Raw genomic sequence first — 17,155 nt, forward strand, 5'->3', positions numbered from 1 at the left:
GCCTCCCGGGCTCCGTCAGCGGCGGCCGAACCCCGCGAGGGGGCCGTCCTCGCGCGGTATTCGGGCCGGGGCGGCCTTGCGCGCCGTACGGGCGGCCCTGGCGGCCTGGCGGGCCTCACGGCGGCGGGCCCGCGCCGTGCTGCTCGGCTCCGACAGGACCCCGTACCGCTGGTTCCACGCCTGCCGGGTGATCAACACGTCCAGCACGCCCCACGTGGCCACGATCGTCCCCGCGACCGCGCCGAGCGCCATCGGGAAGGCGAGCCAGGAACCGGTCAGCGTGAGGAAGAACGTGATCGTCGCCTGGGTCAGGGTCACGGACACGATCAACACCGCCCGCACCGCGGACGTCCGCACCGGGTCCGGCATCCGGCGCCGGCGGGCCGGCTCCTCCACCCACAGCCCCCGCCCCGCCGCCCGGCCACCGGCACGGGCCTCCGCACCCGCGCCGCCGCCCTCGTATCCGCTCATGGTCCGCTCCCTCCCCACCGCGCGGTCCGTCATGCCGTCGGTCATGTCTACCCACCACGTCTACCCACCACGTCTACCCCGACGTGCCCCCTCGAACAGAAGACGTTCGGCGGCGTCGGGAGATTCCCGAATCGCGGATACCTTCTCCGGCACCGAACGATCGCGGAACGAATAATTCCAGCCATCCATCAGGGTGCGGGAACTGACGCCCCACCAAGTGTCATCTGCCACATATCGGGCCGCTCTTGACCGGAAGTATCGGACAACTGGTGATCTTCGTCCAGGGGTCAGGCCGAAAACGTCCGGACACGCCTTCGAACCTGCCCCACAGCAGTAGTAGGCTCACGCCGTTTAAATGACGGAACACCGACCCCCGGTAACGGGGTTGACCTGGGGGAGGCTGGGGAGGCCATGCGCTTTCGCGGGAAATCCATCCGCCGGAAGATCGTGGCGTTGCTCCTTGTGCCGCTCGTCTCCCTGACCGCCCTCTGGGGCTTCGCCACGGTCATCACCGGCCGTCAGGCCGTCCAGCTCTTCGACGTGGCCTACGTCATCGACAAGGTCGGCTACCCCGTCGAGGACGTCGTCCGCGTCATCCAGAAGGAACGGCGCCAGACCCTCGTCGTCCTCGGCGACCCCCGGGCCGCCGCCGCCACCGCCGAACTCGCCAAGAGCCGCGCCGAGACCGACCAGGCCGTCGAGCAGATCAGCGTGAGCGCCCGCGACCCCAAGGTCATCGAGCAGCTCAGCGGTCAGAGTGCCCAGCGCCTGCGCTCGATCGTCAGCGCCTTCCACGGCATCGGCTCCATGCGCCGCTCCGTCGACCAGAACGCCCTCGACCCCAGCCAGGCCCTGGAGCTCTACAACCGGCTCGTCGACCCCTGCTACGACTTCCTCATGAACCTCCACGGCCTGGACAACGTGGAGGTCGACAAGGAGGGCCGCGCCCTCGTCGGCATCAGCCGTGCCCGCGAGCTGCTCTCCCGCGAGGACGCCGTCGTCGCCTCCGCCCTCGCCGCGCGCAACGTCACCGCGTCCGACGTCCGCCACGTCTCCGACTTCGCCGCCAACCGCACGCTGCTCTACGAGTTCAACCTCGTGACCCTGCCCGCCGACGACCGGGAGCGCTTCGAGCAGTACTGGAAGGACCCCGGGACCAAGCCCCTGCGCGACGCCGAGGAGCGGTTCATCGCCGGCGGCGCGGTCAACAAGCCGCGCAGCGTCACCGCCGCCCAGTGGGACGAGGCCGCGGCCAAGGTCCTGGAGGACCTGGCGGCCATGAACACCGACGCCGGCGACCGCTACCAGCAGCGCATCGAGCCCGTCGCCATGGACGTCATGATCCAGGCCGCCGCCGCCGGCATCCTCGGCTTCATCGCCCTGATCGTGTCCCTGATCCTCTCCGTCCGCATCGGCCGCGACCTGGTCCGCGACCTGTCCCGGCTGCGCAAGGAGGCCCACGAGGCCTCCGGCGTCCGGCTGCCGAGCGTGATGCGCCGCCTCGCCGCCGGAGAACAGGTGGACGTGGAGACCGAGGCACCCCACCTCGAGTACGAGAAGGACGAGGTCGGCCAGGTCGGCCAGGCCCTCAACACCCTCCAGCGCGCCGCCGTCGAGGCCGCCGTCAAGCAGGCCGACCTGCGCCGCGGTGTCTCCGAGGTGTTCGTCAACCTGGCCCGCCGCAACCAGGTGCTGCTGCACCGCCAGCTGACCCTCCTCGACACCATGGAACGCCGTACCGAGGACACCGAGGAGCTGGCCGACCTCTTCCGCCTCGACCACATGACCACCCGCATGCGCCGCCACGCCGAGGGTCTGGTGATCCTCTCCGGCGCCGCGCCCTCCCGCCAGTGGCGCAAGCCCGTCCAGCTGATGGACGTCGTACGGGCCGCCGTCGCCGAGGTCGAGGACTACGAACGCATCGAGGTGCGCCGGCTCACCCGCCTCGGCATCGTCGGCCCCGCCGTCGCCGACATCACCCACCTCATCGCCGAACTCCTGGAGAACGCCACCGTGTTCTCGCCGCCGCACACCGCGGTCCAGGTGCACGGCGAGCGCGTGGCGAACGGTTTCACCCTGGAGATCCACGACCGCGGCCTCGGCATGACCCCGGAGGCCCTGCTCGACGCGAACCTCCGGCTCGCCGAGACCCCCGAGTTCGAACTCTCCGACACCGACCGCCTCGGCCTGTTCGTCGTCAGCCGCCTCGCGCAGCGTCACAGCGTCAAGGTCGTCCTCCAGCCCAGCCCGTACGGGGGCACCACCGCGGTCGTCTTCCTCCCGGTGGCCCTGCTCACCGAGGCCCCCGAGACCGACGGCACGGGCGTCCGGCTGGACGGCCCCCGGGCCGCCAGGCCCGGACGGCCCGCGAAGCCCGGCCAGGTCGGCAGGGGGCCCTCCGAGCGGCCCGCGGCCGCCGCCGTGGAGCGTGCCGCGTCCGGCCGCCCGCTGGCCGCCGCCGACCTGCGCGGCCCGGTCGAGCTGGAGGCTCCGCTCGTCGGCCGCGGCCTGGACGGCCTGCACGCGCTGGACGCCCTCGAAGACCCCGCCGTCCTGGACGCCGCCACCGCGATCACGGGCCGGGCCGGCGCCCCGGGCCGCCCGGCCATGGCGACGCTCGACGACGAGACCCCGCCCAACGGCACCCCGCGCAGCGCCCTGCTGGGCCTGCGTCCCGCGGACCGGCCGCACACCGACCGGCACGCGGAGCTCAGCGGCGCCCGCACGAGCGACCGCGACCGCGAGTCCCTCGCGCCCACCGGCCCCGTCCGGCTGGAGACGCAGCGCTTGGAGACCCAGCGCCCGGAGTCCCAGCGCGTGGACACCCAGCGCGTGGGGAGCTCGCGCCCCGACGGCCCCCGCTCCCCGGGAGCCGTACCGCTGCCGCGCCGCCGACCCACCCCGACCCTGGTCGCCGAGCACGGCCGCCGAGTGGAACCCCGCCCGGTCTCCGTGGTCCCGCAGCCCGCCCCCGCCTCCACGGCCGGATCCGGTGACACGGACGCCGCCGCAACCGGCCCGGGTACCGGCGGGCTGCCCCGCCGGGTCCGTCAGGCCAGCCTGGCGCCCCAGCTCAAGAACGCCCCGTCCGCCGCCCCCGCCCAAGCCACCGCTGACCAGGTGGCCGACCGGGACGCGGAAGACGTACGTACGCGCATGTCCGCACTCCAGCGTGGCTGGACGGCGGGCCGCAACCAGCACGCACCGCAGCAGTCCGAGACCGAGGCAGGCACATCCGCCGCCGGCGGTCGCGGATACGAGAACGAAGGGGACGGTCGATGACCGCACCGCAGACCGGCAACGACACCAGGGGCCGCGGCTCCGGCCCGCTCAACTGGCTCCTCGACGAGCTCGTCGACCGGGTCGGATCCATCCGCAAGGCGGTGGTCCTCTCCGGCGACGGCCTGCCCACCGGCAGCTCCAAGGACCTGACCCGCGAGGACAGCGAGCACCTGGCGGCCGTGGCCTCCGGCTTCCACAGCCTGGCCAAGGGTGTCGGCCGCCACTTCGACTCCGGCCGGGTCCGCCAGACCGTGGTCGAGCTCGACGAGGCCTTCCTCTTCGTCATGGCCGCGGGCGACGGCAGCTGCCTGGCCGTACTGGCCGATGCCGACTCCGACGTCGGACAGGTCGCGTACGAGATGACGTTGATGGTCAAGCGAGTGGGCGACCACCTGGCGACCGCCCCACGCACCGGGCTGCCAGCCGGAGGGTGAGTCGTACGGCATGAGCGATTCAGGCCAGGACCACCCCGCCGACACGTCCGCCGGCACGTCCGCCGGCATGCCCCCCGACCCCTTCGACCCCGCGCCCGACCACGCGCACTGGTTCGACGACGACGCGGGCCCCGTCGTCCGCCCGTACGCCATGACCCGCGGCCGGACCAGCCACGCGGGTCAGCACCGCCTCGACCTGATCGCGCTCGTCGTCGCCGAACCGGCGGCCGACGATCCGGTCTGGGACATGACCCTCTCCCCGGAACACGCCCACATCCTCGGGCTGTGCCGGGGCCGACCGCAGTCGGTCGCCGAACTCGCGGCCGATCTCGACCTCGCGGTCGGGGTCGTCCGCGTCCTCATCGGCGACCTGGTCGACGAGGAACTGGTCCATGTGACCCGGCCGGTGCCACCGGCCGAACTGCCCGATGAATCCATTCTGCGTGAGGTGATCGATGGCCTTCGGGCGCTTTAGCCGCACCGGTGCCATGCACGCGGTGTCGCCGGTCGAACCGCTGACCTTGAAGATCCTGGTCGCGGGCGGCTTCGGGGTGGGCAAAACCACCCTGGTCAGTGCGGTGAGCGAGATCAGACCGCTCCGGACCGAGGAACGGCTCTCCGAGCCGGGCGTCGGTGTCGACGACACCGGGGGAGTGGAGGGCAAGAACACCACGACCGTGGCCATGGACTTCGGGCGCATCACGCTCCGCGAGGACCTGGTGCTGTACCTGTTCGGCACGCCCGGACAGGACCGCTTCTGGTTCCTGTGGGACGAGCTGGCCCAGGGCTCGCTCGGCGCCGTCGTCCTCGCGGACACCCGCCGCCTCGCGGACTGTTTCGCCGCCATCGACTACTTCGAGCGGCGCGCGATCCCGTTCGTGGTCGCGGTCAACTGCTTCGACGGCGCGGACCGGCACCCCGTGGTGACCGTACGCACGGCACTCGACCTCGATCCCGAGGTGCCCGTGCTGCTGTGCGACGCACGGGACCGGGAATCCGTGAAGGACGTGCTGGTCGGGGTCGTGGAGCACGCGATGTCCCTGGCGCGCGCCCGGCGCCTGAGCCTCACGGCGGAGGCCGGGGCCTGAGAGGGGAGCCGGGTCTGAGACGGGAGCCGGGTCTGACATGGGAGCCGGGCCCGACATGGAGGCGGCCCGTACCCCCGCCGACTGGGGTACGGGCCGCAGCTCTCACGGGGGGATGAGGGGTCCCGGTCGCGGCGGGGGACTGTGGAGCGAGTGTGAACCTGCCGCCGGAGGCCGTCAAGCGTTCCGACAGCAGGAGCTGTTCAGCGCACGGCGACGACGGCCGACCCGTGCCCGAACAGCCCCTGATTGGCGGTGATCCCGACCCGCGCACCGGGCACCTGCCGGTCCCCGGCCGTACCGCGCAACTGCCACGTCAGCTCGCACACCTGCGCGATGGCCTGCGCCGGGACCGCCTCCCCGAAGGAGGCCAGCCCGCCGCTGGCGTTGACCGGGATCCGTCCGCCGAGGGCGGTCGCCCCCTCGCGTACGAGCTTGGCCCCCTCGCCCTCCCCGCACAGGCCGATGTCCTCGTACCACTCCAGTTCGAGGGCGGTGGAGAGGTCGTACACCTCGGCGAGCGAGAGGTCGTCCGGGCCGATCCCCGCCTCCTCGTAGGCGGCGCGCGCGATCGATGACCGGAAGGAGCCGGCCGCCGGCTCCACGGCCACCGCCGAGTCGGTGGCGATGTCCGGCAGGTCCAGCACCGTCCGCGGATAGGTGGGCGTCACCGTCGACACGGCCCGGATCCGCACCGGATCGGCGACCCCGCGCGAGCGCGCGAAGTCCATGCTGCTCAGCACCAGCGCCGCGCCCCCGTCAGAGGTGGCGCAGATGTCGAGCAGCCGCAGCGGATCGGCGACGACGGCCGAAGCCGCGACCTCCTCGGCGCTGACGCCCTTGCGGTAGCGGGCGTACGGATTGAGCACCCCGGCCGCCGCGTTCTTCACTTTGACCTGCGCGAAGTCCTCCGGGGTGTCCCCGTGGAGGGCCATCCGGCGACGGGCGTACAGCGCGAAGTACGCCGGGTTGGTGGCGCCCAGCACGCGGAAGCGCAGCCAGTCCGGATCGTCCGGCCGGTCGCCTCCGGCCGGTGCGAAGAACCCCTTGGGCGCCGCGTCCGCGCCGACCACGAGGACCACGTCGGCCAGGCCCGCCAGGATCTGCGCGCGGGCCGCCCCGATCGCCTGGGCCCCGGACGCGCAGGCCGCGTACACGCTGGTCACCCGTGCGCCCTGCCAGCCGAGGGCCCGGGCGAAGGTGGCGCCGGCCACGTAGCCCGGGTATCCGGAGCGCACCGTGTCGGCCCCGACGATCGACCGCACGTCCGTCCAGTCCAGCCCGGCGTCGGCCAGCGCCGCCCGCGCGGCGACCCGCCCGTACTCGACGAAGCTGCGGCCCCACTTGCCCCAGGGATGCATCCCGGCCCCGAGGACGGCGATGTCGGCGCTCACCGCGCCCCTCCCACCGGCTTGAACTGCCAGGTGGTCCAGACGGTCCCGGCGTCCTCGTTCAGCACGCCGCCCACCACCTCGACCTCCATCCCGACCGCCAGATCGGCGATCCCCACCCCCGGCGCCGCCTGCCCCAGCACGACCATCCCCTCGGCCTCCAGCTCCACCGCGACCAGCGTGTACGGCTCCCAGGGCGCGGCCGGGTCGGACACGTACGGCGCGGGCGGCCGGTAGCGCCCGTCGGTGTAGGACCAGACCCGGCCGCGCGGGGACAGCGGCACCTCGGCGAGCTCGCCACCGCCGGGACAGTGCGGATTGCGGCAGTACGCGTCCTCGCGCGGGAAGAACACCGCGGTGCAGGCCGAGCACCGGGTGCCGAGCAGCCGGAAGCCGCCGACCGACGCCCCGCCGGTGAACCACCCGCTCACCACGGGCGTACGTGTGTGTGCCAAGACCCCTCCCATGCCAAAGAACTGACGGTTCGTCAGAAGTCTGTCACGGGCGGGCGGCCGGGTCACCCGTTCTCGGCGAGCCACTTCCTGGCGATCTCGCCCAGCTCCGCGTCCCGTCCGGCCAGCATCATCCGGATCATCTGGGCGTCCCCGCGCAGCGACCACCCCGGATTGCCGAAGGTGGCCGGATTGTTCCCCTCGATCACGAAGTGGGCGGGCCAGGCGGTCCCGTACCCGATGAGGGGAAGCGCGGCGAGGTAGCGCTTGCGCCCGCGCGCCAGGCCGTAGGCGGCCACGGCCAGACCGGTGAGGGTGCCGGTGAGGTGGACCCAGCGGGTGGCGGCGCGGGAGTGCATCGCGACGTAGTACGGCCAGAATTCCTCGTACGAGCTGAAAGTCATGCGGGCACGGTACTCACGGCCGGACGGAGGCGACAGCGACGGGGAAGTCGAAGTAGAAATCGGGATACGCCTCGGGTTTGTAGGTGAAGTGCCACCACTCCTCGGGAAGATTCACGAACCCCTGCCCGGCCAGCACCCGCTTCAGCAACTGCCGGTTGGCGCGGGCGGCTCCCACGACCCGCGGATCATCGGTGTGCGAGAGCGGATCGAAGAAGTCGAAGGCGGTCCCCATGTCGACTTCCCGGCCCGGGAGTTCCTCCAGGGTCACGTCGACCGTGCTCCCACGGCTGTGCCCGGACCTCTCCGCGATGTACCCGTCGGGAATGAGCCGACCGCGCTCCACGTGCGGATAGAACTCCGCCTTCGCCTCCCGGTCCTCGGGCCCGTCCTCCTCCCGCGCCCACCGCACGAACCGGTCGACCGCCCGCTGCGGCCGGTAGCAGTCGTACACCCGCAGCGAATAGCCGCGCCGCAGCAGCTGCCGCTGCGCCCGCCGCAACGCCTCGGCGGCGGGCCGGGCCAGCAGGCACTGCGGCTCCTCGTACCCGTCCACCACCCCGCCGGTGAAGTTCCGCGCACCGGCGTACCGCATGTCCTGCCCGATGCTGGGATCCACCTCGCGCAGGACCACGAACCCGGGCGGAGCCGCCGCCCCGCCGGCCAGCACCGCGAGCAGACCCACAACAGCCGTCATCCGCATACCCCTTGGCATACCATCGCCGGATGCCGGCACAGCTGAAGGACTCGCACTGCTCCACCTGCGGAACGCCATACTCCACTCATACGTGGCCCCGCACCTGCGCCGCCTGTGGAGCGACGGCCTACCGCAACCCGCTGCCGGTGGCCGTCACCCTCCTGCCCGTCGAGGACGCGGACGGCACCGGCCTCGTGGTGATCACCCGCACCATCGAACCGGCCCTCGGCGGCATCGCCCTCCCCGGCGGCTTCATCGACTTCGGCGAGGACTGGCGCGACGCGGCCGTCCGCGAACTCCGCGAGGAAACCGGCATCACGGTCCCCTCCTCGCAGGTCACCCTGGCCGACGCGATGAGCTCCCCCGCAGGCCACCTCCTCGTCTTCGGCCTCCTCCCACCCCGCCCGGCCGCCGACCTCCCCGCTTCACGGCCGACGGACGAAACCACGGGCTGGCACATCCTGCGCGCCCCGGAGCAACTGGCCTTCCCCCTCCACACCCGAGCGGTCGCCTCCTGGTTCGCGGGCAAGTACAGCTGACGCCGCCCCTCCCAGCCCCTCCGGCGTTTGAGGAGCGGGGGCCCGGGGGCAGAGCCCCCATCTTCAGCCGCGCCGGCGTTTGAGGCGCGGGGTCCGGGGCGGGGCCCCGTTCGTGCAGCCGAACGTACCCACTCAGCCCAGCCCCCGCACCACCACACCCTCCACCGCGGCCCCGGCCTCGTCCTCCACCACCACCGCGTCGCCGACCCACCGCACGGTGTACCGCTCGACCTCCCCCGGCTCGAAGCCCGGCCCCGGATCCCGGATCACCACCCCGCCGCCCGTACGCCCCCGCGCCGGCGCCCAAACCTCCAGCGCCACCCCGTCACCCGCGGCCGAGCGCACCGGCAGGAGCGCGCCCGCCCGCGCCAGCACCGGGATCCGGCCCCGCGGAGCGTCCAGCAGGATCTGGCCCGGACCCTCGTACGCCGCCCCGGTCGCGGTGTCGTACCACCGGCCCCGTGGCAGCCGTACCGCCCGCCGGTCCGCCCCGCACTCCAGCACCGGGGCGACCAGCAGCGCATCCCCCAGCAGGAACGCGTCCTCGCAGTCCCGCAGCCGCCGGTCCTCCGGAGCCCCCCACCACACCGGCCGCACGTACGGGGCGCCCGTCCGCCGCGCCAGATGGGCCAGCGTCACGAAATACGGCCGCAGCCGCTCCCGCTCCGCCATCACCGCCCGCGCCTGCTCCTCCGCCTCGGCCCCGAACTCCCACGGTTCCCGCCGCCCCGCCCAGATCGCCGAGTGCGTCCGGAACAGCGGGAGGTACGCCCCCAGTTGCAGCCACCGCACGTACAACTCCGGCGACGGGGAACCGCCGAAGCCGCCGACGTCCGGGCCCGAGTACGGAACCCCGCACAGCCCGAGCCCCAGGACCAGCGCCAGCGAGGCCCGCAGCCCCTCCCAGCTGGTCTCCACGTCCCCCGACCAACTGCCCCCGTACCTCTGCATCCCCGCCCACCCCGACCGGGAGAACAGGAACGGCCGCTCGGTGGGCCGCAACCGCACCAGCCCCTCCCACCCCGCCCGCGCCATCCCGAGCGCGTACACGTTGTGCCCCTCGCGGTGGTCACCCCCCGCCCCGTCCAGCGCGTGCCGCGCCGACCGCGGCAGCGTGGCATCCCCGAACGGCGTGAAGGACACCGGCTCGTTCATGTCGTGCCAGAAACCGGCGAAACCCCGCGCGAGCCGCTCCTCGTACAGCCCGCCCCACCACTCCCGCACCGCCGGATCGGTGAAGTCCGGGTACGCGCACTCGCCCGGCCACACCTCACCGCGCACCTCCCGGCCCCGCGCGTCCCGCACGAAGGCGCCCCCCGTCCCCACCGCCAGCCCCGACGCGTGCACCGCGTCGCCCGCCTTCACCGCCGGATCCACGATCGAGACGAGCCGCACCCCCTGCTGCCGCAACTCCCGCGCCAGCCCCGGCAGATCGGGGAACCGCCCCTCGTCCACCGTGAACACCCGGTGCCCGTCGTAGTGGTCGATGTCCAGATGTACGGCCGACAGCGCGAGCCCGCGCGACCCGTACTCCGCGACCACCCGCCGCACCTCCTCCGCGCTCCCGAACCCCCACCGCGCGTGCTGGTACCCCAGGGCCCACTCCGGCGGCACCGCGGCCGCGCCCGTCAGCCCCGACCAGCCCTGCAGCACCCGCGCCGGCGTCCCCACCAGCACCCAGCACCGCAGCGGCCCGCCCTCCACGCGCAGCTCACTCGCCCCCGGACGGTCCGCCCCCGAACCCGCGCCCTCCTCACCCTCGCGCAGCACCACCCGGCCGTCCCAGGAGTTGTCGTGGAACACCAGGTGCGTCCCGGCGTCCGCGACCACCATCTGCACCGGCATCGTGAGGTACAGCGGATCGACACCCGGCGCGAAACCGCCCTTCGGGTCCGTGTTCCACAACCGGTACGCACCGTCGCGCAGCCTCGGCCCCGCGGCCCGCCCGCCCAGCCCGAAGAACCGCGCGTCCGCGGGCACCTCGCTCCGCTGGAGCCACCGTGCCCCGCCCATCCGGGGATCCACCGGCTCCCACCACCGCGGCGGCGCCTCCCGCCGCAGCACCGTCCCGCCCGGGGTGCGCACCTCCACCGCCCCGTGCCGGGACACCGCCACCGTCACCCGCTCCGACACCACCCGCCAGCCGCCCCCGGTATCCGGCTCCAGCACGGCCCGCGGATCCGGTTCCGGCCCGCCGCCCACCACCGCGTACGAGGGCGCCGGTCCTGCCCCGTCCCAGCCCCAGAACACCGCCCCGCCCGCCATGACCCGTACCAGCAGCTCCGAGCGCGCGAACCGCAGCACACCCCCGCCCGGCCGGGGCTCCGTACCGGTCAGCAGCCCCGGCACACGCGCCCGCTCCGCGCCCCGGCGCGGGAGCCCCACCGCGTCCGCGCGCCGGTGGCGCCAGGCCGACAGCCAGGCGCGCCGACCGCGCTCCGTACCGATGTCCTTCACCGCACGCACCAGATCACGACCGTCCATGCCGCTCACCCTGCCACCGGCCCCCGGCCGCAGGGGCGGCGTTCAACTGCCGTTCACCCGCAGCGGCACCCCCGACGGATCTCCGCGAGATCTCCCTACGCATCCCCACCGGCCAGGACGGCCCTGGTGCAGCGGTCGATCACATGGCATGGTCCCTGTGAGCCGCCGCGCGCACACCCCCCGCGCGATGGCACCGTACGCACACGAAGCGCGAGCCGCAGACTTGACCGGGAGCCGATCCATGACCTCAGCCACGCAGCCGGAACCCCTCTGGGCACCGGGCCCCGACCGGATCGCCGCGGCCCGGATCACCGCCTTCCAGGCCTGGGCCTCGATCCGCTTCGCAGCCCCCGCCGACGGTGGCTACCCCGCCCTGCACCGCTGGTCCGTCGACGAGCTCGACACCTTCTGGCAGGCCGTCGCCGAGTGGTTCGACGTCCGGTTCACCACCCCGTACGAGTCCGTCCTCGCCGACCGGTCCATGCCCGGCGCACGCTGGTTCACCGGAGCCACCCTCAACTACGCCGAGCACGCCCTGCGCGCCGCGGAGGACCCGGCCCGCGCCGACGACCCCGCCCTGCTGTACGTGGACGAGACCCACGAGCCCGTCCCCGTCACCTGGGCCGAGCTCCGCCGCCAGGTCGGGTCGCTCGCCGCCGAACTGCGCGCCCTCGGCGTACGCCCCGGCGACCGCGTCAGCGGCTACCTCCCCAACATCCCCGAAGCCGCCGTCGCCCTCCTCGCCACCGCCGCCGTCGGCGGCGTCTGGACCTCCTGCGCCCCCGACTTCGGCGCCCGCAGCGTCCTCGACCGCTTCCAGCAGGTCGAGCCCGTCGTCCTGTTCACCGTCGACGGCTACCGCTACGGCGGCAAGGAGCACGACCGCCGCGACACCGTCGCCGAGCTCCGCGCCGAGCTGCCCACCCTGCGCGCCGTCGTGCACATCCCCCTCCTCGGCACGCCCGCCCCCGAGGGCGCCCTCGACTGGTCCGCCCTCACCGCGGCGGCCACCGAGCCCGTCTTCGAGCCGGTCCCCTTCGACCACCCCCTCTGGGTCCTCTACTCCTCCGGCACGACCGGCCTCCCCAAGGCCATCGTCCAGTCCCAGGGCGGCATCCTCCTCGAACACCTCAAGCAGCTCGGCCTGCACTGCGACCTCGGCCCCGAGGACCGGTTCTTCTGGTACACCTCCACCGGCTGGATGATGTGGAACTTCCTCATCTCCGGGCTGCTCACCGGTACGACCGTCGTCCTCTACGACGGCAGCCCCGGCCACCCCGACACCGGCGCCCAGTGGCGCATCGCCGAGCGCACCGGCGCCACCCTGTACGGCACTTCCGCTGCCTACGTCATGGCCTGCCGCAAGGCCGGGGTCCACCCGGCCCGCGACTTCGACCTCTCCGCCGTGAGGTGCGTGGCCACCACCGGCTCTCCGCTCCCGCCCGACGGCTTCCGCTGGCTCCATGAGGAGGTCGCGGAGGACCTCTGGATCGCCTCGGTCAGCGGCGGCACCGACGTGTGCAGCTGCTTCGCCGGCGCCGTCCCCACCCTCCCGGTCCACATCGGCGAGCTCCAGGCCGCCTGCCTCGGTACGGACCTCCAGTCCTGGGACCCGTCCGGCAAGCCGGTCATCGGCGAGGTCGGCGAGCTCGTCGTCACCAACCCCATGCCGTCCATGCCGATCCACTTCTGGAACGACCCCGACGGCAGCCGCTACCGCGACAGCTACTTCGAGATGTTCCCCGGGGTCTGGCGCCACGGGGACTGGATCACGATCACCGACCACGGCTCGGTGATCATCCACGGCCGCTCCGACTCGACGCTCAACCGCCAGGGCGTCCGGATGGGCTCCGCCGACATCTACGAGGCCGTCGAACGCCTCCCCGAGATCAAGGAGTCCCTGGTCATCGGCCTGGAGGAGCCGAACGGCGGCTACTGGATGCCGCTCTTCGTCCACCTCGCCCCCGGCGCCACCCTCGACGACGACCTGCGCGCCCGGATCAAGGCGACGATCCGCGAGGAACTCTCCCCGCGGCACGTCCCCGACGAGATCATCGAGGTCCCGGGCATCCCGCACACCCTCACCGGCAAGCGCATCGAGGTCCCGGTCAAGCGACTCCTCCAGGGCGCCCCCCTGGCCAAGGCGGTCAACCCCGGCTCCGTCGACAACCTCGACCTCCTCCACTTCTACGAGGAGCTGGCCCGCACCCGCGGCTGAGGCCTACGGTCACTGTCAGTGGCCGCGACTACTCTGAGTGAGTAAGTGATCGCAGCACTCAGGGGGAGCCAGCCATGCCACGCAAGAACGACACCGGTACGCACCGCACCCGCACCACCGACAGGCGCCGCATCCTGCGCCGCGAAGTCCCCAGCACCGTCGGCCTGCTGGCCGACGCCGGGGACTTCGCGGCCATGTGCGGCTACCGCAGCTTCACCTTCGACCACCACGCCGACTACGCCGACTACCTCCGCCACGTCGAAGGCCTGCTCCGGTCCCTCGCGGCCCAGGGCATCCACACCACCGTCGCCCTCTTCGATCCAGAGGAGTACGCCGAGTACTGCGGGGAGAACGACCTCGACCCGGACACGGCCGAAACGCGAAGCCGCTTCACCGCGGAGCTGGCCGGCAGCGGCGCCGTCCTGCCCTACACCGGCCAACCCGTCGACGAGCTTCTCCCGCTCCTCGTCGACGAGGCCGTCCGCCAGGCCACCTGGGAGTACGCCACCAGCCTCCTCGCCGAAGTCGGCCACTGCGCGGACTGCGGCGAGGACATCGGCCAGGCCTCCTTCGACCGAGCCGCCGACGCGCTCGAACGGCTCGTGGCCGGCGCCGGCCCGGGCCACCACCACTTCGTCTGCAGCATCCCGACCGAGACGCAGCAGCTCGTCACCGTCCTTCACGCCGACTCCACCGACGACCCGGACACCCCGCCCCGCATCGAGGGCCGCGACCGCCTCGACTTCGTGACGGTCCTGGCCGCGGGCCTCGCCCTCGGCGGACCCGGGGGACTGGTGGTGCGCAGCACCACCGAGGGCCACCGGGACCGGGTCCACGGCTGGCGCCTGGACCGCGGCCGCCTCACCGCACTCTCGGCCGCGGCCGTCTTCAACGCCTACTGCACCGACGCCGACACCGGAGACCCCGTAGCCCCCGAACCGGGCGTCGAATACTGCCCCGGGTACGAGGTCGACGCACCGGGCCCGCACCACTGAAAAGACCGAGGGGCCCTCGCCACCGGCGAAGGCCCCTCGATCCACACCACACCCCCGGCTACTCGCCGGAGAGCACCGCCTGGGCGGCCAAGCGCGCCTCTTCCGCGCTGTCCGCCGCACGAGCGGCCGCCGCGGCGCGCTCGCACTGGGCCAGCGTGTACTTGGCGAGCGTCGCCCGCACGTAAGGAATCGAAGCGGCACCCATCGACAGGGAGGTGACACCCAGACCCGCCAGCACACAGGCCAGCAGCGGATCGGAAGCAGCCTCACCGCAGACGCCGCAGCTCTTGCCCTCGGCCCTGGCGGCGTCCGCCGACATGGCGATGAGGTCGAGCAGCGCGGGCTGCCACGGGTCCTGCAGCCGCGAGACCGCGCCCACCTGCCGGTCGGCGGCGAAGGCGTACTGCGCGAGGTCGTTCGTCCCCAGCGACAGGAACTCGACCTCCTGCAGGATCGAACGTGCCCGCAGCGCGGCGGAGGGGATCTCCACCATCGCTCCGAACTTCGCCCGCAGCCCGGCCTCCCGGCAGGCCTCGGCGAAGGCCCGGGCGTCCGTCCGGTCCGCCACCATCGGGGCCATGACCTCCAGGTAGACCGGCAGGCCCTCGGCCGCCTTCGCCAGCGCGGTCAGCTGCGTGCGCAGCACGTCCGGGTGGTCCAGGAGCGAGCGCAGCCCGCGGACGCCCAGCGCCGGGTTCGGCTCATCGGCCGGAGTCAGGAAGTCCAGCGGCTTGTCGGCGCCGGCGTCGAGCACGCGCACGACGACACGACCCTCGGGAAAGGCTTCGAGCACCTTGCGGTAGGACTCGATCTGCTTCTCCTCGGACGGCGCCTTCTTGCTGTCGTCCAGGAACAGGAACTCGGTGCGGAACAGACCCACACCCTCGGCCCCCGCCTCGACGGCCGCCGGCACGTCCGCGGGACCGCCGATGTTGGCCAGCAGCGGCACCTTGTGACCGTCGGAGGTCGCACCCGGGCCGGACGAGGCGGCCAGAGCCGCCTTGCGCTCGGCGGCCGCGGCCGCCAGCTCGGCCCGCTTCTCCGGCGAGGGCTCGACGAACAGGTCGCCCGTGCTGCCGTCCACGGCGATCAGGGTGCCCTCGGCGATCTCACCGGCACCCGGCAGCGCCACGATCGCCGGCACGCCCAGCGCCCGCGCGAGGATCGCGCTGTGGCTGGTCGGCCCGCCCTCCTCGGTCACGAAACCGAGGACGAGCGCCGGGTCGAGCAGAGCCGTGTCGGCGGGGGCCAGGTCCCGCGCGATCAGGACGTACGGCTCGTCGCTGTCGGGCACACCGGGCATCGGCACGCCGAGCAGCCGCGCGACGATGCGGTTGCGCACGTCGTCCAGGTCGGCCACCCGGCCGGCCATGTACTCCCCGGCTCCCGCGAGCAGGTCCCGGTAGGCGGCGAACGCGTCGTACACCCCACGCTCGGCGGTGCTGCCGACCGCGATCCGCCGGTCGACGTCCGCCATCAGCTCGGGGTCCTCGGCGATCATCGCCTGGGCCTCGAGCACGTGCTGGGCCTCGCCGCCGGCCAGCTGGCCACGCGCGATCAGATCGGCCGCCACGGCACTCACGGCCTGACGGGCGCGCCCCTGCTCGCGCTCCGCCTCGTCCGCGGTGATCTGCCTGGCCGGCGGCTCCAGAACCGCCGTACCCATGTGCCGCACCTCGCCGATCGCCACACCGTGGCTCACGCCGACGCCTCGCAGCGTTGTCTCCATTTCACCCGTCTCCGATTGAGCGGCGGGCCGAGCCGCCGCGATGGATGTCCCACTCGCCCCTGCGGGCGGAAGCGTCACTGCCAGCTGAAGAGCGCGTCGTCGGCCTTCACATCGCCCGACTCGACGAGGTCGGAGAGGGACTCGGCCGTCGCCTCGAGCGCCACGACGGGGCAGATCGGAGACTTGCCGGCGACCTCGACCGCAGCGGGGTTCCAGCGGATGACGGCCTGGCCGCGGGTCACGGTGTCGCCCTTGTTCACGAGCAGCTCGAAGCCCTCGCCATTGAGCTGGACCGTGTCGATCCCGAGGTGCGTGAGTACGCCGTGGCCCTCGCCGTCGACGACTACATACGCGTGCGGGTGCAGGGAGACGACCACACCATCGACGGGGGACACCGCCTCCGAGGGCTCGCGCACGGGGTCGATAGCGGTGCCGGGTCCCACCATCGCGCCGGAGAACACCGGATCGGGCACTGCCGCGAGTCCGATGGCGCGCCCGGCGAGTGGGGACGTCACGCTGGTCATGGGGCCTCCCAGGGATGGAGCTCTTCGTGTCGCCGTCACTATCTGTCGCGAACGGCGTACTCGTCAGAAGGATAAGTCACAAGATGTTCGGGTTCGCCCGATGTTGGTGCCGATCCGGGCTGGCCCTTCGGCACGGAGACTAGTGGACTAGACCGGTGGACTAGACCATACGCTGAATCGATTTGCTTGGGCACCCCCGGCGTTGTACTGTCGTGACTCCCGCCAGGACGCATCGTGTGAACTTCTCGCGAACGGCCGATGGACGGGACCTCCCTCTTGAGTATCGATCTTGATCCCAACCCTTCTTCCGTATGGCCTTTTCGGTAATGCGGTGAGTGGTCAGGCAGACGGAAAGTTGCTGATAGAGTCGGAATCGCCGGAAAGGGAAACGCGAAAGCGGAAACCTGGAAAGCGCCGAGGAAGTCGGACACGAAAGAGTCTGATAGAGTCGGA

General features: G+C 72.8%; 15 protein-coding genes. 7 read left to right on the forward strand and 8 right to left on the reverse strand.

Annotated features, from left to right (window positions below):
* Positions 1–15 precede the first annotated feature (15 nt).
* The gene (locus ACZ4TV_RS15730; RefSeq protein WP_468134828.1) at positions 16–516 is read right to left on the reverse strand and encodes a hypothetical protein; all 501 of its coding nucleotides are present in this window, start codon (positions 514–516) and stop codon (positions 16–18) included.
* A 402-nt stretch (positions 517–918) separates the two neighbouring features.
* Here ACZ4TV_RS15730 and ACZ4TV_RS15735 point away from each other — a divergent pair, with 402 nt between their 5' ends.
* The 4 genes from ACZ4TV_RS15735 to ACZ4TV_RS15750 all read left to right on the forward strand — a co-directional run bounded on the left by ACZ4TV_RS15735 (position 919) and on the right by ACZ4TV_RS15750 (position 5,275).
* Positions 919–3,753, forward strand: a complete 2,835-nt coding sequence (locus ACZ4TV_RS15735; protein WP_468134830.1) for a sensor histidine kinase — start codon at positions 919–921, stop codon at positions 3,751–3,753.
* On the forward strand, positions 3,750–4,187 hold the full coding sequence (locus tag ACZ4TV_RS15740; RefSeq protein WP_030016314.1) for a roadblock/LC7 domain-containing protein: 438 nt from the start codon (positions 3,750–3,752) through the stop codon (positions 4,185–4,187). Before ACZ4TV_RS15735 ends, ACZ4TV_RS15740 begins: the two co-directional genes overlap by 4 nt.
* Before the next feature lie 67 nt (positions 4,188–4,254).
* On the forward strand, positions 4,255–4,662 hold the full coding sequence (locus ACZ4TV_RS15745) for a DUF742 domain-containing protein (RefSeq protein WP_468134866.1): 408 nt from the start codon (positions 4,255–4,257) through the stop codon (positions 4,660–4,662).
* A complete protein-coding gene (locus ACZ4TV_RS15750; protein ID WP_468134832.1) occupies positions 4,643–5,275 on the forward strand; it encodes a GTP-binding protein in 633 nt (210 codons plus the stop codon). Before ACZ4TV_RS15745 ends, ACZ4TV_RS15750 begins: the two co-directional genes overlap by 20 nt.
* Positions 5,276–5,475: 200 nt before the next feature.
* Here ACZ4TV_RS15750 and ACZ4TV_RS15755 read toward each other — a convergent pair whose 3' ends face one another.
* From ACZ4TV_RS15755 to ACZ4TV_RS15770, 4 genes are all read right to left on the reverse strand, one after another.
* Positions 5,476–6,666, reverse strand: coding sequence for a lipid-transfer protein (locus ACZ4TV_RS15755; RefSeq protein ID WP_468134834.1), 1,191 nt, complete (start codon positions 6,664–6,666; stop codon positions 5,476–5,478).
* The gene (locus ACZ4TV_RS15760; RefSeq protein WP_468134836.1) at positions 6,663–7,118 is read right to left on the reverse strand and encodes a Zn-ribbon domain-containing OB-fold protein; all 456 of its coding nucleotides are present in this window, start codon (positions 7,116–7,118) and stop codon (positions 6,663–6,665) included. The genes ACZ4TV_RS15755 and ACZ4TV_RS15760 overlap by 4 nt, the downstream gene beginning before the upstream one ends.
* 62 nt (positions 7,119–7,180) lie before the next feature.
* The gene (locus ACZ4TV_RS15765) at positions 7,181–7,519 is read right to left on the reverse strand and encodes an Mpo1-like protein (protein ID WP_468134838.1); all 339 of its coding nucleotides are present in this window, start codon (positions 7,517–7,519) and stop codon (positions 7,181–7,183) included.
* Positions 7,520–7,532: 13 nt separating this feature from the next.
* The gene (locus tag ACZ4TV_RS15770) at positions 7,533–8,213 is read right to left on the reverse strand and encodes a M15 family metallopeptidase (protein ID WP_468134840.1); all 681 of its coding nucleotides are present in this window, start codon (positions 8,211–8,213) and stop codon (positions 7,533–7,535) included.
* Between the two features lie 29 nt (positions 8,214–8,242).
* Between ACZ4TV_RS15770 and ACZ4TV_RS15775 the strand changes: the two genes are divergently transcribed.
* Positions 8,243–8,752 carry an NUDIX domain-containing protein gene (locus ACZ4TV_RS15775; RefSeq protein ID WP_468134842.1) on the forward strand — a complete coding sequence of 170 codons (510 nt, stop codon included), beginning with the start codon at positions 8,243–8,245 and terminating at the stop codon, positions 8,750–8,752.
* Between the two features lie 132 nt (positions 8,753–8,884).
* Here the strand turns inward: ACZ4TV_RS15775 and ACZ4TV_RS15780 are convergent, their stop codons facing one another.
* Positions 8,885–11,236: a glycoside hydrolase family 31 protein gene (locus tag ACZ4TV_RS15780; RefSeq protein WP_468134844.1), complete on the reverse strand. Its 2,352-nt coding sequence runs from the start codon at positions 11,234–11,236 to the stop codon at positions 8,885–8,887.
* Positions 11,237–11,477: 241 nt separating this feature from the next.
* Here ACZ4TV_RS15780 and ACZ4TV_RS15785 point away from each other — a divergent pair, with 241 nt between their 5' ends.
* Together ACZ4TV_RS15785 and ACZ4TV_RS15790 are read left to right on the forward strand one after the other, a co-directional pair.
* The gene (locus ACZ4TV_RS15785) at positions 11,478–13,454 is read left to right on the forward strand and encodes an acetoacetate--CoA ligase (protein WP_468134846.1); all 1,977 of its coding nucleotides are present in this window, start codon (positions 11,478–11,480) and stop codon (positions 13,452–13,454) included.
* A 74-nt stretch (positions 13,455–13,528) separates the two neighbouring features.
* Positions 13,529–14,449 (forward strand): hypothetical protein, encoded by a 921-nt coding sequence (locus ACZ4TV_RS15790; RefSeq protein ID WP_468134848.1) that lies wholly within the window; start codon positions 13,529–13,531, stop codon positions 14,447–14,449.
* 58 nt (positions 14,450–14,507) lie between these two features.
* On the opposite strand, the gene ptsP is transcribed toward ACZ4TV_RS15790, so the two are convergent.
* Complete coding sequence (gene ptsP / locus ACZ4TV_RS15795) at positions 14,508–16,178, reverse strand: phosphoenolpyruvate--protein phosphotransferase (protein ID WP_468134850.1); 1,671 nt, start codon at positions 16,176–16,178, stop codon at positions 14,508–14,510.
* A 74-nt stretch (positions 16,179–16,252) separates the two neighbouring features.
* Positions 16,253–16,702, reverse strand: coding sequence for a PTS sugar transporter subunit IIA (locus ACZ4TV_RS15800; protein ID WP_468134852.1), 450 nt, complete (start codon positions 16,700–16,702; stop codon positions 16,253–16,255).
* Positions 16,703–17,155 lie beyond the last annotated feature (453 nt).

Source organism: Streptomyces sp. NPDC028910 (assembly GCF_055564955.1).